A 14,532-nucleotide genomic window follows, 5' to 3' on the forward strand; every position below is an offset into this window, starting at 1 on the left:
CGTGTCCCTCCGGTATCCAAGACGTGTCCTCCGTTATATTGTCAGATTCCGCTTGCGTCCTCTGCTTTAGCGTGAGATATGTCCGCTATAGCGGCGGGAGCCCGCTGCTGGTAGCAAGGAGACGGCGCGATGCGGATCACCTGGATCGGTGGGTTGGATCGCAACCAGGCGCAGCTGGAGCGGATGGCGTTGCAGGCCGGGCACCGTCTGGAGTTTCACACGGGCAACACGGGGGGTCGCGGGGCGGCCGAGATGCGGGCGGCCATCGAGCGGGCGGACCTCGTCATCGTGCTGACCGACGTGAACAGCCACGGCGGCGTGCTGCTCGCCAAGAAGCTCTGCCAGAAGCTCGGCCGGGCGGCCTTCATGGCCCGCCGCGTCGGCGCGTCGCGCTTCCAGCAGCTCCTCGACGCGCTCGCGCAGCGGGAAGCGCGGTATCTGGCGACCGGATGAGGGAGTGAGGACGAGCGATGCGATGCTTGATGATGGTGCTCTGCTGCGTGCTCGCGCTGGCCGGGTGCTCGAAGAGCGAGGCGAGCAAATCGGGCCCGGTGCAGCTCCTGAACGTCTCGTACGACCCCACGCGCGAGCTCTACGAGGAGGTGAACGCCGCCTTCGCGAAGCGCTGGAAGGAGCAGAGCGGGCAGGACATCACCGTCAAGCAGTCGCACGGCGGCTCGGGCAAGCAGGCCCGGTCGGTGATCGACGGGCTCGAGGCGGACGTGGTCACGCTCGCGCTCGCCTATGACGTCGACGCGCTCGTGCCGAGCGGTCGCCTCAAGGAGGGGTGGCAGGCGCGCCTCAAGGACAACAGCGCTCCTTACACGTCGACGATCGTCTTCCTGGTGCGCGCGGGCAACCCGAAGGGCATCAAGGACTGGGACGATCTCGTGAAGGAGGGCGTCGCGGTCATCACGCCGAACCCGAAGACCTCCGGCGGCGCGCGGTGGAACTACCTGGCCGCGTGGGGGTACGAGCTGAAGCGGACGGGCGGCGACGAGGCCAAGGCGAAGGAGTTCATCGGCCGCCTGTTCAAGAACGTGCCCGTCCTCGACACGGGCGCGCGCGGCTCGACCACCACGTTCGTCGAGCGCGGGCTCGGCGACGTCCTGATCGCCTGGGAGAACGAGGCGTTGCTCGCGGTGAAGCAGAGCGGGCAGAACGGTAAGGACAAGTTCGAGGTGGTCGTGCCGTCGATCAGCATCCTCGCCGAGCCTCCTGTCGCGGTGGTCGACAAGGTGGTCGACAAGCGAGGGACGCGGGCGGCGGCGGAGGCGTACCTCAACTTCCTCTACACGGAGGAGGGGCAGCGCATCGCGGTGAAGCACTTCTACCGCCCGCGGCATCCGTCGGTCCTCGCGGCGGCCGAGTCGGAGGGCGTCTTCCAGAAGGTCGCGCTCTTCTCGATTGACGAGGTGTTCGGCGGGTGGCAAAAAGCCCAGAAGGCGCACTTCTCCGACGGCGGCGTCTTCGACCAGATCTACCAGGCCGGCAAGTAAATTTCTGTGGCTCTCCTCTGGCGGCGACAGAGCGTTCTGCCCGGCTTCGGGCTCGCGATGGGGATTACGGTAACGTACCTGTCGCTGCTCGTGCTCGTCCCGCTGTCGATGATCTTCCTCAAGACGGCGACGCTGGGGCCCGGCGAGATCTGGGATGTGGTGACGTCTCCGCGCGCGATCGCCTCCTTGAAGATCAGCTTCTCCGCGTCGCTCATCGCGGCGGGCATCAACGCGGTCTTCGGCGTGCTCGTGGCGTGGGTGCTCGTGCGCTACAGCTTCCCGGGCAAGTCGATCGTCGACGCGCTCGTCGATCTGCCGTTCGCGTTGCCGACGGCGGTCGGCGGCATCGCGCTCACGGCCATCTACGCGCAGCAGGGGTGGGTCGGCCGGTTCCTCTACCCGCTCGGGATCCAGAGCGCGTTCAGCCGCCTCGGCGTGGTCATCGCGCTCACCTTCGTGGGGCTCCCGTTCGTCGTGCGGACGGTCCAGCCGGTGATGGAGGAGCTCGAGGTGGACCAGGAAGAGGCGGCGGCGTCGCTCGGCGCGGGCCGCTTCGAGATCTTCCGCCGGATCCTCCTGCCGGCGCTCTGGCCCTCGATCCTCACCGGGTTCGCGATGTCGTTCGCGAGGGCGTTCGGCGAGTACGGCTCGGTCGTGTTCATCTCGGGGAACATGCCGCTCAAGACCGAGATCATGCCGCTCGTCATCATGACGAAGCTCGAGCAGTACGACTATGCGGGGGCGACGGCGCTCGCCCTCCTGATGCTGATCTGCTCCTTCGTGCTCCTGTTCGTGATCAACCGACTCCAGCGCTGGAGCGGCTCGCGCGTCTCGTCGCGGAGCCCGGTCGAGGCGCCGCGCGCGGCGCCCGAGGGGGCCGCGGGGGCCGGCGCGCCCGGGGTCGCGTCGTAATGGCGGGCGCGGCGGGCAAGCTGCGGGTGAGGTCGCGCGGGGCGGTGCGCGGCGCGACCTCCGAGCCCGCGCCGGTGCGCTGGGCGCTCACGGCGGCGGCGCTCACGTTCCTCGGGTTCTTCCTCTTCCTGCCGGTCGTGGCGGTGTTCATCGAGGCGCTGAAGGACGGCCTCTCGGGCTACTGGCGGGCGATCACCGCGCCGGACGCCGTGGCCGCGATCCAGCTGACGCTCACGACCGCGGTCATCGCGGTGCCGCTCAACCTGGTCTTCGGCGTGGCCGCGGCCTGGGCGATCGCGCGCTTCGAGTTCACCGGCAAGAGCCTGCTGGTCACGCTGATCGACCTACCGTTCGCGGTCTCGCCGGTGATCTCCGGCATGATCTTCGTGCTCCTGTTCGGTGCGCAGGGGGTGATCGGCCCCTGGCTCCTCGATCACGACATCCAGGTGATCTTCGATCGCCCCGGGATCATCCTGGCGACGACGTTCGTGACGTTCCCCTTCGTCGCGCGCGAGCTCATCCCGTTCCTGGAGAGCCAGGGGGCGGACGAGGAGCACGCGGCGTTGTCGCTCGGCGCGAGCGGGTGGAGCATGTTCTTCCGCATCACCCTGCCCAACGCGAAGTGGGGTCTGCTCTACGGGGTGGTGCTCTGCAACGCGCGGGCGATGGGCGAGTTCGGCGCGGTGTCGGTCGTCTCCGGCCACATCCGGGGGCAGACCAACACGATGCCGCTGCACGTCGAGGTGCTCTACAACGAGTTCCACTTCTCGGCGGCGTTCGCCGTCGCCTCGCTGCTCGTCCTCCTCGCGCTCTTCACGCTCGTGGTAAAGCGCCTGATCGAGCACCGGGCGCAGCGCGAGACGGGCCCGGAGCTGGACGAGACGGCGAAGGCCGGCGCGGGCTGACCGGGCTGCGCCCGGCTTGCGATGGGCCCCCAGCGCTCCAGGTTCGAGCGAGGGGGGTACGATGCGGTTCTTGGAAGCGATTGGGCGTGCGATCGGGGGAGTCCTGTCTCCCATCGCCTTTAAGGGCAGCCTTCTCCGGGGAGCGAGGCTGTTCCACCCGGACGGCGTGGTCTACTGCGCGGGGGTGAAGCCGCTCGCGGTGGAGGGCGAGGTCGGCGCGCTGGCGCAGCGGCTCGGGGGGCCGGCGCTCGTGCGGCTGTCGGGCGGGATATGGCGATGGCGGAGCGTCAAGGTCGAGCGCCGTCCGGACGTCCTGGGGATCGCGGTGCGCTTCCGGACGAGCGAAGAGGTGACGCCGGTGGTGAGCGCCGGCGATCAGGATCTCATCTTCTTGAGCGCGCGGCGCCTGTGGCTGCTTCCGATCGCGATCTTCACGACGAAGACGCGTGATTTCTTGGACAACCACTATTACGCGCAGCTGCCGTTCGACGTGGAGGGCTTCGGTCGCGCGGAGTTCCGGCTGATACCGCTGCGCCCGTCGACGGTGAAGGGCCATCGCCTGGAGAGGCTGGAGCGCTCGGCTGCGGCGGGGCTCGCGCTGCTGCGGCTCGAGGTCCGGCGCCGGGGAGCGCGGGCGCGCTGGATGCCCGTGGCCGATATCGAGCTGTACGAGCCGGTGGACATCGACCAGAACACCTTGCGCTTCAACCCGTTCCAGGCGGGGAAGGGGATCGTGCCGAGCGGGTTGATCCAGTCGACGCGGCTCTGGACCTACTGGGGCAGCTACTTCGGGCGGGTGCTCGGGGCGCGGATACGGGCGAGGCGGGCGAGCGCGGGAGCGGCGCGGAGGGCGCGGGGGGCGCGAAGGGTGCGGGAGCAGTAAGGGGCGCTCTCCGGAAGGCAGCGGCCGGCGGAGGCGGGAGGGGGGAGGCGGGAGCGCACGGCGCGCGCTGGGGCCCCGCCGAACTCGCAAGGCCGCGGCTTCCCCTCGCGCAGCGAGGAGAAGCCGCGGCAAGATGCTCAGACAGCGGCCCGTCCCCAGCGCGCGCCGTGCGCTCCCCCTCCGCCGGCTCGAGGTCGCGGAAAGCCGCGGAAGGCCTTGGACGGTCGCGAAGGCCGTGGAAGGCCGCGGAAGGCGCGCAACGGCGGAACTCCCGTCGAGGTGGCTCGGACGCATAAATGCCGGCGGGGCGCGGTAAAGGCGTTGACATCTGGGCAGAAGTGAGGCATGACCTCCCGCCGCTTCGAACAGTCGGTGAGGTAGCCAAGTGGTTAGGCAACGGTTTGCAAAACCGTTATACGCGGGTTCGAATCCCGTCCTCACCTCCGCAACGACGAAAGTCCGGTCCGAGCGCTGAAGCGGTCCGAGGGCAGAGCGATGGGCCAGGCTGGGGCGCGAGCGCCGGTATCCTCGGAAGGCTCATGATCCGTCTCCTGACCCCGGCCGACGAGCCCTTGCTCTGGGAGATGCTCTACCAGGCCATCCACGTCCCGGAGGGCAGCCCGCCGCCCCCGCGGGACATCGTGCGCCGGCCCGAGCTCTCCAGGTACGTGCAAGGCTGGGGACAGCGGGACGATCTGGGCGTCGTGGCGCTCCAGGAAGGCGAGGTCGCAGGCGCCGCCTGGCTCCGGCGGCTCACCGGCGCGCTGCGAGGGTACGGCCACGTCGACGACGAGACCCCGGAGCTCTCCATCGCGCTCCTGCCCCAGCACCGGGGGCGAGGGCTGGGCACCCGGCTGCTGACCTCCCTGCTGGAGGAGGCCCGAAACCGCTACCCGGCCATCTCGCTGAGCGTCTCGCCGGACAACCCCGCGCTGCGGCTCTACCGCCGCCTGGGTTTCGTCGAGGTGGGCCGGAACGGCGCGTCGCTCACCATGGTGCTCACGCTCTCGGATCAGCGAGGCTCGAACCAGGTGTATCCGTAATCGAAGCAGAGCTCCTCGCCCTCGTGGATGTCGCGGAGCGCTATGGCAGCCATCGAGTCCGGCACCGGGCCGTCGTTCATCTCGATGTTGGGCGTCGACGAGTGGTTGTACAGCGCGAGCAGCCCCCACGCATACGCCTTCTCCCGCCCAGGCTCCTGTCCCCACGTGAACACGTGATGAAGCGCCTGACAGTCGCGGTGCTCCTCGGTCTTCAGATCCGACGCCGGGAAGCAGCTGACGGCGGCCCACTCGACGACGGTGCCCTTCGGCAAGAACCGGCGAGCGAAGACCCCACGGCCCTTGCCGGGGATGCGGCGCCAGACGACGTTCGGATGGAACTGGTTCTCGGCGATGAGGGCGTCGATTTCCTGATCGGTCATGGCAGGCGCCGCGGACGCTACCACGCCCCGCCGCGCCGGCGCACGAATCAGACAGGAGCTCCGGCGGCGCGCCGCACTGGACTCGCCGCCGGATGAGACGCCCGCCGCGCGGTTTCGCCGTGGTGATCGCCGCGATCGCCGCCTTCATACTGCTTGGATTCGTGCTCTTCTCCGCGCCGGGACACGACGACAGCCACGTCACCTGCTGGGCCGCGCACACCCTCAAGGAGCACGGCCAGCTACAAGTGGAACATCCAGTGATCGTCGGCGTCCGCGGCGCCCGGGCCCGTGATACCGTGGCTCGGCCGGAACTCCTAACCCGCGACGCGAGGGCGCTGCGGACTCCGGCGCGCTGACGCATGGCCTCGGATCCCCCGCGACGACCCGCCGTGCTGCCCGAGGCGCAAGGCCCCCGACCAGGGCCGAGCGCCCCGTCGGCCCCGCTGGAGCCCACGCTGCCGTACGACGCAGGCGCGACGGGCTCCGATCCGACGCCGAGCGAGCGCGCGCCGACGCGGCTCTGGTCGCCGCAGCGCCCCGCGCCGGCGCCGCCCGCGGCCGCGCCTCCGCCGCCGGCGCCGCCCGCGGCCGCGCCTCCGCCGCCGGCGCCGCCCGCGGCCGCGCCTCCGCCGCCGGCGCCGCCCGCGGCCGCGCCTCCGCCGCCGGCGCGGGTCGCCGCGGCGCTCCGCGCGGCCGTCGCGGCGCTCGGCAGGACCTTCCAGCGGAAGCCCCGCGGCGCCGGGCCCAGGCCGCCGCTCCGGCCGCAGCTCGTCCGCTGGGGCAAGCGGCTCGCGATCGCCCTCGCCGGCCTCCTCGCCGCCGCGGTGATCGCGTTCTTCCTCGTCGTCCGGCACTACGAAGCCGATCTGCCGACAACCGCGGAGCTGAAAAATTACAACCCGCCGCAGGTGACGCGGTTCCTCGCGCGCGACGGCACGGTGCTCGGCGAGCTCTTCGTCGAGCGCCGGACGCTCGTGCCCGTCACCGAGATCCCGGCGGTGATGAGCCTCGCGGCGCTCGCGGCCGAGGACGCCAGGTTCTACAAGCACGACGGGCTCAACTACCTCGGCATGCTCCGCGCGCTGCTCGTCAACCTGCGCTCCGCGGAGGCGCGCCAGGGCGGCAGCACGATCACCCAGCAGGTCGTGAAGAACGTGCTGCTCACGCACGAGCGCACCCTGGACCGCAAGATGCGCGAGCTCCTCCTCGCCCGCCGCATCGAGCAGGAGCTCACCAAGGACCAGATCCTCGAGCTCTACCTGAACCACATCTACTTCGGCCACGGGCGCTACGGGGTCGAGGAGGCGGCGCGGTTCTACTTCGGCAAGAGCGTCCGCCAGGTGACGCTCGCCGAGGCGGCGCTCCTCGCGGGCCTCGTGAAGGGGCCCTCCATCTACTCGCCGCGCGTGAACAAGGAGCGCGCCGAGAAGCGCCGCGCCTTCGTGCTCGGCCAGATGCGCGAGAAGCGCTTCGTGCCGGCCGCCGAGATCGACGCCGCCCTCGCCGAGCCGATCCGCCTCGCCCCCGAGCCGGAGCACTCGGACGAGCTCGCGCCCGAGGTCCTCGCCGAGGCCGAGCGCGCGCTGCGCAAGGCGGTCGGGCCCGAGGCCAGGTACGGCGGCTACACGGTCGTGACGTCGATCGACCCGAAGATGCAGGCGGCGGCGCGCGCGGCGGTGCGCCAGAACCTCGACGCCTACGCCGCGCGCCACGGCCTCGTCGCGCCGTTCGCCCGAAAGAAGGGGGATCCGGCGCCGTTCCAGGGCGCCCCCAGGGATCCGAACCGCGCCTACCTCGGCGTGGTGACGGGCGCCGACGACGCGCGCGGCGCGCTCGCGATCCGCGTGGGCACGGCGCAGGGGACCGTCGACCTGCGGAGCGAGCGCCGGTACAACCCGCGCGGGCTCCCGCCGAGCCGCTTCGCCGAGGTCGGCAAGGTGCTGCGCGTGCGCTTCGCGGGCGAGCCCGAGGCCGGCAAGCTGCGGCTCGATCTCGGCCCGCAGGGCGCGCTCATCGCGCTCGACGCGCGCACGCGCGAGATCGTCGCGCTCGTCGGCGGCTACGAGGGCGCGCGCGGCGGGCTCGATCGGGCGAGCCACGCGCACCGGCAGCCGGGGTCGACGTTCAAGGCCATCGTCTACGGCTACGGCATCCACGCGCGGAAGCTCACGGCCGCGTCGATGCTCGAGACGAACCCGGCGGCGCTCGAGGGCTACAAGCCCGGCAACTACGACGAGAGCGAGGGGCAGAGCCCGAAGCGCCTGCGCGAGGCGCTCGCCCACAGCGTGAACGTCGCCGCGGTGGCGGCGCTCCGGGACGTGGGCCCCGAGGCCGTGGTCGCGTGGGCGCGCGAGCTCGGGATCACGTCGAAGCTCGGCGCCGACCTGTCGCTCGCGCTCGGCGCCTACGAGGTCACGCCGCGCGAGATGGCGGGCGCGTACGCGACGTTCGCGGCGGGCGGCGTATACCAGGAGCCCGTCCTGGTGACGAAGATCACGGGCCCGCGCGGCGAGGCGCTGCCCTTGCCGGCGCGCCCCCCGCCGCGGCCGGCGATGACCGCGGCGGAGGCGTACGTCACGACGGACCTGCTCACGTCGGTCGTCGAGGTCGGCACGGCGAAGCAGGCGCTCTCGCTGCGCCGGCCGATCGCGGGCAAGACGGGCACGACGAACGACGCGAAGGACGCCTGGTTCGTCGGCTACTCGACCGACGTCGCGTGCGCCGTGTGGACCGGCTTCGACGACGCCACGCCGCTCGGCGGCGCCGAGGTGGGCAGCAGCGCCGCCCTGCCGGCCTTCATCGCGTTCATGGGCAAGGCGCACGCGGGGCGGCCGGCGACCGACTTCCCGGAGCCGCTCGGGATCGTGCGGCTCCCCATCGACCCGGAGACGGGCGCGCCCGCGATGCCCGGCCAGGAGAACGCCGTCGAGGAGGTGTTCCTCGAGGGCACCGAGCCGACCGGGGTGCCCCTGCCCGACCCGTCCGCGATCGGGCAGGGGATCCTGGACCTGTTCAAACCGCAGTGACCGTCGCCCGCGCCGCCGCGCCGCGCGCGCTGGCCAGGCGCCCCGGCGCCCCGGCGAGCCCTGCGTCACGACGTCGCGTTCCTCCGGCGCGCGGGCGCGCTATGTTCCCCCTCGCCGCATGACACGGTCACCGATCCTCGCCGCCCTGCTCCTGCTCCTGGCCGCGTGCAAAGGGCCGGCTCCCGACGAGGGGGTCGCGCTCTCGCCCCAGGCCGCGAAGGGCAAGGCCCTCTTCTCCACGCTGTGCGCGTCCTGCCACGCCCCCGCGGCCAAGCTGGTGGGTCCGCCGCTCAGCGAGATGGCGGCCCTCTACGCGGCCGATCCCGCGGGCATCGTCCGCTGGGCCGTGACCCCGGGCCGCAAGCGGGCCGACGTCCCGCCGATGCCCAGCTTCCGCGGGGTCCGCGAGTCGGACCTCGCCGACGTGGCGCAGTACATCATCGAGGCCGGCACCGCGGCCGGAAAGCAGGCTCCATGATCTATTCGTTCGTCCTCGTCGTGCACTCGTGGCTGCGCTGGGCCGTCCTGTTGCTCGGGCTCCTTGCGCTCGTGCGCTCGGTCCAGGGCTGGACCCAGCGGAAGCCGTGGACCCCGGCGGATCGCAAGGCGAGCGCCGCGTTCGTCGGCGCGCTCGACGCCCAGCTCCTCCTCGGCCTCCTGCTCTACGTCGTGCTCAGCCCGCTGCGGCCCACCTCGCTGGCCGCGCTGAAGGCCGCGATGCCCGTCGCCGCGCTGCGCTTCTTCGCCGTCGAGCACGTCTTCCTCATGATCGTGGCGGTGGCGGTCGCCCACGTCGCCTCGGCCCGGGCCAAGCGGGCCGCGGACCCCACGACGCGGCACCGGCGCATCGCGCTCGGCGTCATCGTCTCGCTGCTCCTCGTGCTCGCCGCCATCCCCTGGCCGTTCCTGCCCTACGGCCGCCCGCTGTTCCGGTTCTGAGCAGCGGACAGCCCCTTTCGGGGACGGTCCGGGGGCCGCACAGGCATCCCTCTCCCGTGCTCCGGGCCGGGGCGGGAGCGGCCGAAAGCGCCCGCCCCCGCCATCACTCGCGGATCTTCGTGTCCCTGTTGTAGCCGCGCGGGTGGAGCGGCGACAGCTTCTCCAGCCAGATCTGCTCCAGCAAGGTGAGCTCGTCGTTCAACGAGAAGCTCGGATCGTCCTTGAGCTTCACGACCTCGAGCACCTCGAACGTGAAGGCCTCGGCGCCGTGCTCCTTCCAGTCGCGCTGGAGCTCCTGGTTCGTGTGAGCGCCGATCGACAGCATGAAACGGTGCTTGTTGAGCGGCCCGTGGAGGTTCGTGCTGCTGCCGAGCAAGACCTTGCCGTTCACCGTGTTCTTCAGCTGGAAGACGCCCGCCTGCTTGGGGGTCTCGAGGTACTTCCGCTTCAGCTCCTTGCGCGTTTCCATTCTGCTCGCTCCCTTGATGGATTTGCCGGTCCCGGGGGTCTCCTTCCCCGGCTCCGGGGCCTCGAGCCGTGTCTCGGGCGCCTTCGCTTCCTGCTCGAGCAGCCAGTAGCGCTGGCCGTCGCGCGCCATGTACCCCTCGTCCACGAGCAGGCGCCGGATGGTGCAGTGGTCGGGATACAGGGTCTGGATGATCTCGTTCACCTCGCGCTCGCGGTAGCGCCGGCCCGCCTGGAACTTGCCGACGAACTGCTCGAGCACGATGCGCCGCTTGCGCCATGGCTTCGGCAGCTGGACCAGCGCGCCGTCGCGGAAGTAGGCGCGCATCACCTTGTTCCGCGACCGCTCCACGCGGCGCTGCGCCGGGCCGCCCTCGGCGTGCGGCAGCGCGGCGAGCTCCCTCAGCCGCAGATCGAGCAGATCGGCGCGCAGGGCATAGACCAGGTAATACTGGGTCTTGCGCTTCGTCACGAGGCCCGCCTCGTCGAGCTTCCGCAGGTGGAACGACACGGTGGACGGCGCGCGCCCCAGCCGCTCGGCCAGCTCCTCGGCGCAGTGAGGCCGCTCGATCAGGGCGCTCACGACCTGGAGCCGCGAGGCGTCGGCGAGCGCCTTGAGCACGCCGATGCGCTCCTCGACGCTCAGGGCGCCCGCAGCGCCCGGCGCGGGCCCCGCAGCGCCCGGCGTGGGCCCCGCAGAATCCGGTTCGACGGTCATCGAATCAGAATAGCGAGCGCCCGCGCCTGGTCAATCTGTTTCGACGGATGTCGAATCAGTCTCGGTGGGCTCGACGAGCGCCGTCGCGCCGCGTCGGCCCACGCCGGCGGGCGGGCGCCCGCGGGCGAGCCCCGCGGGCGCTGCTCCTCACGCCACGCTCACGCCACGTCTTCCCGGCTCATCCTGAGCAGCCACAGCGGCGCGAGCGCCTGCGACAGGCTCCGCGCGAGCGACGCCTCGGCGAAGCCCATCGCGTAGTCCTCGATCTCGATCGGGGCGGCCCTGCCCGGCTGGCGCGGGGGGTCGAAGCGGATCCTCCGGACCACGGGCAGGAGCGCCGCCGGGTTCGGCGGGAGCGCGCGCCCTTGCCGCGCCGCCTCGTCGAACGCCGCCTGCCGCTCGAGGTGCTCCCGCACCGCGCCCGCCGGCGAGAGGCCCGGGCGCGCCGGCAAGACGCGCACCCGCACCACCTCGGGGCCGCGCGCGAGCGACGTCCAGACGTGCGCGCCCGTCTCGAGCTCGAAGAAGTCGAGCACGCACAGGCCCACGACGCTCAGGACGAGCAGCTCCGCCCCGCGCGAGAGCATCGCGTCGAGCCCCGCCGTCCCGCGGCCCTGCTCGATCTCGGGCGCGCGACGACCTCCGGAAGGCGCGCGGCCGGCGGGCGCGCCCGCCCACCCGTCGACCTCGCCCGCCGCCTCGCCGTACGCGCGCGCGAGCGCCTCGAAGAGCCCCTCCTCCCGCGCGCCGCCCGCGCCGCCGGCCGGCGCTTCGTCGAGGTGCGCCGCGCGGAGCAGCTCGATCAGGACCGCGTGCTGGCCCGGCTCGTCCACGGTGCGGAGCGCGCGACGGAGGGCGTGGCCCTCGGCGATGCACTCCAGCACCTCCTGCTTCGCCGGCCGGCGCGGCGGTCGCGGCTGATGGCGCCGGTGGAACAGGCGCACCCGGGAGCGGCTCCACGCGTCCTCCCCCACGGTCACGTAGCCGAACCGCCGCACCTCCAGGTCGAGCTGCTGCTGCTCCTCGTCGTCGCCGCTCCGCCGCTGGACGAGCTCGATCCGCTCGCGAAACGCCCGGATCGCGCCGCGCATCGCGTCGAGGTTGTAGACCGCCTCCGCGTGCTCCTCGGCCGCGGATCCCTCCGCGGCGGTCCGGCCGTGCTCCGCGAGGTGGTAGCGGATCCGCTCCGACAGGCGCGCGAGGTCGTCGCTCCGCTCGAGGTCGCCGACGAACTCGAGCAGCGGCGAGAGCTCGGCCGTGAGCGCGCCGAGCGGCTTGGTCATCAGCGGCGCGAGCGCCCACGCGGCGGCCGCGGGCTCGGCCTCCTCGAGCGCCTCGCGGTGCAGGGAGAACGGGGGCGACGCGGCGCCGTGATCCGGCCCGGGCGCGGCGGTCGTGAAGATGCGGAGCAGCTGCATCGCGGCGGGCGCGTCGCGGGTGAGCGCGTCGCTGAGCAGCGAGCCGATCTCGTCCTCGATGAACCGCTTCACCGAGCGGGCGCCGTCCTCGGCCACGAACGCCTCGCGCGCGATCCGCTCGGCCACGCCGGCGCCCCGGCGCACGAAGACGCTCCGCTCGGCGAGCCCGCGCCGGCAGAGCAGCCGGTCGAGCTCTTTCTCGGCCACCCGCACCGCCACCTCGGGGGTCAGCGGCCGGAACGGCACGACGCGATCGATCCGGTTGAACAGCTCGGGAGGGAAGAACTCGCGCACGGCCCGCGCGACCTCCTGGGCCGCCTCCTCGGCCATCGCGAGCGCCCGCGCCTCCGGGAGGCCCGCGCCGACGAAGCCGAGCGAGGGCCGCGCCCGCGCGCCCAGGTTGGAGGTCATCACCACCACCGCGTGGTTGAAGTGCGCGGGCCTCGCCGCCGCGTCGGTGAGCCGGCCGTCCTCGAAGAGCTGGAGCAAGAGGCTGTGCACCGACGGGTGCGCCTTCTCGATCTCGTCGAGCAGCACCAGCGAGAACGGCTGCTCCCGCACCCGCTGCGTCAGGAGCCCGTCGGGCGCGTAGCGATCGCCGATGAGCCGCGCCGGCGCGTCGGGGCCGCTCTGCTCGCTCATGTCGAAGCGGAGGAGCCGCGACGCGCTGCCGTAGATGAGCTCCGCCATGCACTTGGCGAGCTCGGTCTTGCCGGTCCCCGTCGGCCCGGTGAAGAGGTACACCCCGTACGGGCGCCGCGGATCCACGAGGCCCGCCTTGATGCGCGCCACGAGATCCGCCGCGGCGCGCACGGCCTCCGGCTGGCCGATGACCCGGCGGCCGAGCTCCTCCTCCAGCGCGCCGGCGTCGAGCGGCTCGTCGCCGCCGAGCAGGAGCCTCGGCACGCCGGTCTTCTGCGAGAGGAGCCGGAGCACGTCCTGCGAGCCGACCGGCCGCGGCCCGCGCGCCGCGTCGCCGCGCGCCGGCTCCGCGGCGGGCGCGCGGACGACCTCGCGCAGCAGATCCATGGCCTTGCCCGGCAGCGCCTGCGCCGAGAGGAGCGAGCCGCCGAGGTCGAGGATCGTCCGCAGCACGTACGGGCTCACGCGGGCGGCGTGGCGCTGCTCGAGGGCGCGGACCTCGCGCACCATGAGGCGGAACGTCTCGGAGGGGGTCGCCTCGGGGAGGAAGAGCGGCGTGAACAGGGCCGCGAACGCCGGGGCGTCCTGCTCGAGGAGGCGGAACGCCTCGGGGGAGCACTCGCCGACCATCACGATCTCGCGGCGGGAGAGGGGGCCGCGGAAGAAGTCGGCGAGCGAGCGCTCGCTCTGGCGCGACCGCCCGATCCGGCCGAAGTGGTGGATGTCGTCGACGACGAGGATCGCGCCCCGGCTGCGCGCGTCCTCGACGAGCTCGACTCCGCGCTTCTCCCAGTCGCCGAGGTGGCTCATGCCGGCGATGAGCCTGCGGCCGCTCACGGCGACGACGTCGCGCGCGCGGTCGAGGTTCTTGTGGGCGCCGTACCCGTCGGCCTCCAGGAGGTCGACCACCGCCCGGTGGATCAGGGTCGTCTTGCCGCACCCCGGCGGGCCGACGACGATGACCGGCTGGGCGCGGCCCGCGCCGAGCAGCAGCGCGAGCTGCTCGCGCTGCGGCGACCGCGGCACGCCCGCGTCGAGGCTGCCCTGGGCCGCGCGCTGCGTGAGGCTCACGCCGAGGCTCGGGAGGACCTTGAGGCCGCGGCGCTTCTTCCAGCGGAACGCCGGGTCGGCGCCGGTGTCGTCGTCGCCCGGCCGATCCGGCAGGTCCGCGAGCGCCGAGCGCGGGGTGCACGAGAACGACAGCGTCGTGATGCGCTCCTTGCCCCGGCTCCAGAGCTGCGCGATCTCGTCGTCGTCGAGCTCGGCCCACGCGGCCTGGAACAGCGCGCGGAGCTGCTCGTCGAGCGGGAGATCGTCGCGGATGGGCGCGGCGTCGCCCTGCCGGATGGGGTGGTAGGCGAAGACGATGCGCTCGTGCTCCGAGGCCCAGCGTGGCTCGAGCACGACGGGGCAGAGCCCGCTCACCTTGCGGCGCTCGCCGGACCCGGCGCCGGACAGCGAGAGCTCGAGGCGCACCTTCTCGAGCCGGATGCCGCGCGGCATCTCGAACCGCGCGAGCTCGGCTGCGCGCGCCTTCTCGAAGAGGGGCCTGAGGTCCTCGATGAGCAGGCGCTGGACGCGCTCCGGGTGCCGCCCCGCCCGCGATCGCGTGCTCGGGCCGAGGCCGAGCGTCACGCACGCGACGTTCGTGGTGCGGCGTTCGAAGAGCGGGATCGTGAAGTGCACGGCGGCGAGTGTAGCG

General features: G+C 72.6%; 13 protein-coding genes and 1 tRNA gene. 11 read left to right on the forward strand and 3 right to left on the reverse strand.

What is annotated here, in order from left to right; genetic code table 11:
• Nucleotides 1-129: 129 nt before the first annotated feature.
• From WMF20_RS02485 to WMF20_RS02515, 7 genes are all read left to right on the forward strand, one after another.
• Nucleotides 130-453, forward strand: coding sequence for a DUF2325 domain-containing protein (locus tag WMF20_RS02485; protein ID WP_437317733.1), 324 nt, complete (start codon nt 130-132; stop codon nt 451-453).
• Between the two features lie 17 nt (nt 454-470).
• Nucleotides 471-1,499, forward strand: coding sequence for a sulfate ABC transporter substrate-binding protein (locus WMF20_RS02490; protein WP_437610374.1), 1,029 nt, complete (start codon nt 471-473; stop codon nt 1,497-1,499).
• 6 nt (nt 1,500-1,505) lie between these two features.
• The gene (gene cysT / locus WMF20_RS02495; RefSeq protein WP_129572845.1) at nt 1,506-2,411 is read left to right on the forward strand and encodes a sulfate ABC transporter permease subunit CysT; all 906 of its coding nucleotides are present in this window, start codon (nt 1,506-1,508) and stop codon (nt 2,409-2,411) included.
• A complete protein-coding gene (gene cysW, locus WMF20_RS02500; protein ID WP_437610376.1) occupies nt 2,411-3,316 on the forward strand; it encodes a sulfate ABC transporter permease subunit CysW in 906 nt (301 codons plus the stop codon). The genes cysT and cysW overlap by 1 nt, the downstream gene beginning before the upstream one ends.
• A 61-nt stretch (nt 3,317-3,377) precedes the next feature.
• Complete coding sequence (locus WMF20_RS02505) at nt 3,378-4,199, forward strand: hypothetical protein (RefSeq protein ID WP_437610378.1); 822 nt, start codon at nt 3,378-3,380, stop codon at nt 4,197-4,199.
• A gap of 371 nt (nt 4,200-4,570) precedes the next feature.
• Nucleotides 4,571-4,642: transfer RNA gene (locus WMF20_RS02510), tRNA-Cys, on the forward strand.
• A gap of 96 nt (nt 4,643-4,738) precedes the next feature.
• Complete coding sequence (locus WMF20_RS02515) at nt 4,739-5,242, forward strand: GNAT family N-acetyltransferase (protein ID WP_129572847.1); 504 nt, start codon at nt 4,739-4,741, stop codon at nt 5,240-5,242.
• Here WMF20_RS02515 and WMF20_RS02520 read toward each other — a convergent pair.
• The gene (locus WMF20_RS02520) at nt 5,212-5,622 is read right to left on the reverse strand and encodes an SET domain-containing protein (RefSeq protein ID WP_437317739.1); all 411 of its coding nucleotides are present in this window, start codon (nt 5,620-5,622) and stop codon (nt 5,212-5,214) included. The genes WMF20_RS02515 and WMF20_RS02520 overlap by 31 nt on opposite strands.
• A 122-nt stretch (nt 5,623-5,744) precedes the next feature.
• On the opposite strand from WMF20_RS02520, the gene WMF20_RS02525 reads away from it, so the two are divergent.
• The 4 genes from WMF20_RS02525 (at nt 5,745) to WMF20_RS02540 (ending at nt 9,587) form a co-directional block, all read left to right on the forward strand.
• Complete coding sequence (locus tag WMF20_RS02525; protein ID WP_437610381.1) at nt 5,745-5,978, forward strand: hypothetical protein; 234 nt, start codon at nt 5,745-5,747, stop codon at nt 5,976-5,978.
• 33 nt (nt 5,979-6,011) lie between these two features.
• Nucleotides 6,012-8,648 carry a penicillin-binding protein 1A gene (locus WMF20_RS02530; protein ID WP_437610383.1) on the forward strand — a complete coding sequence of 879 codons (2,637 nt, stop codon included), beginning with the start codon at nt 6,012-6,014 and terminating at the stop codon, nt 8,646-8,648.
• A 118-nt stretch (nt 8,649-8,766) separates the two neighbouring features.
• Nucleotides 8,767-9,126 carry a c-type cytochrome gene (locus WMF20_RS02535; protein ID WP_129572851.1) on the forward strand — a complete coding sequence of 120 codons (360 nt, stop codon included), beginning with the start codon at nt 8,767-8,769 and terminating at the stop codon, nt 9,124-9,126.
• The gene (locus tag WMF20_RS02540) at nt 9,123-9,587 is read left to right on the forward strand and encodes a hypothetical protein (RefSeq protein ID WP_437610385.1); all 465 of its coding nucleotides are present in this window, start codon (nt 9,123-9,125) and stop codon (nt 9,585-9,587) included. The genes WMF20_RS02535 and WMF20_RS02540 overlap by 4 nt, the downstream gene beginning before the upstream one ends.
• A 103-nt stretch (nt 9,588-9,690) precedes the next feature.
• Here WMF20_RS02540 and WMF20_RS02545 read toward each other — a convergent pair whose 3' ends face one another.
• Both WMF20_RS02545 and WMF20_RS02550 read right to left on the reverse strand, forming a co-directional pair.
• Nucleotides 9,691-10,770, reverse strand: coding sequence for a metalloregulator ArsR/SmtB family transcription factor (locus tag WMF20_RS02545; RefSeq protein WP_437610387.1), 1,080 nt, complete (start codon nt 10,768-10,770; stop codon nt 9,691-9,693).
• Between the two features lie 158 nt (nt 10,771-10,928).
• On the reverse strand, nt 10,929-14,516 hold the full coding sequence (locus tag WMF20_RS02550; protein ID WP_437610389.1) for an AAA family ATPase: 3,588 nt from the start codon (nt 14,514-14,516) through the stop codon (nt 10,929-10,931).
• Nucleotides 14,517-14,532 lie beyond the last annotated feature (16 nt).

The sequence above is a fragment of the Sorangium sp. So ce834 genome, from assembly GCF_051521425.1.
GTDB lineage: Bacteria > Myxococcota_A > Polyangia > Polyangiales > Polyangiaceae > Sorangium > Sorangium cellulosum_D.

Bases quoted from the DNA above. Each gene is read 5' to 3' on its own strand.
- WMF20_RS02490 (WP_437610374.1), top strand. From the start codon at position 471: ATGCGATGCTTGATGATGGTGCTCTGCTGCGTGCTCGCGCTGGCCGGG.
- WMF20_RS02540 (WP_437610385.1), top strand. From the start codon at position 9,123: ATGATCTATTCGTTCGTCCTCGTCGTGCACTCGTGGCTGCGCTGGGCC.
- WMF20_RS02520 (WP_437317739.1), bottom strand. From the start codon at position 5,622: ATGACCGATCAGGAAATCGACGCCCTCATCGCCGAGAACCAGTTCCAT.
- WMF20_RS02535 (WP_129572851.1), top strand. From the start codon at position 8,767: ATGACACGGTCACCGATCCTCGCCGCCCTGCTCCTGCTCCTGGCCGCG.
- WMF20_RS02485 (WP_437317733.1), top strand. From the start codon at position 130: ATGCGGATCACCTGGATCGGTGGGTTGGATCGCAACCAGGCGCAGCTG.
- WMF20_RS02545 (WP_437610387.1), bottom strand. From the start codon at position 10,770: ATGACCGTCGAACCGGATTCTGCGGGGCCCACGCCGGGCGCTGCGGGG.
- cysW (WP_437610376.1), top strand. From the start codon at position 2,411: ATGGCGGGCGCGGCGGGCAAGCTGCGGGTGAGGTCGCGCGGGGCGGTG.
- WMF20_RS02505 (WP_437610378.1), top strand. From the start codon at position 3,378: ATGCGGTTCTTGGAAGCGATTGGGCGTGCGATCGGGGGAGTCCTGTCT.
- WMF20_RS02515 (WP_129572847.1), top strand. From the start codon at position 4,739: ATGATCCGTCTCCTGACCCCGGCCGACGAGCCCTTGCTCTGGGAGATG.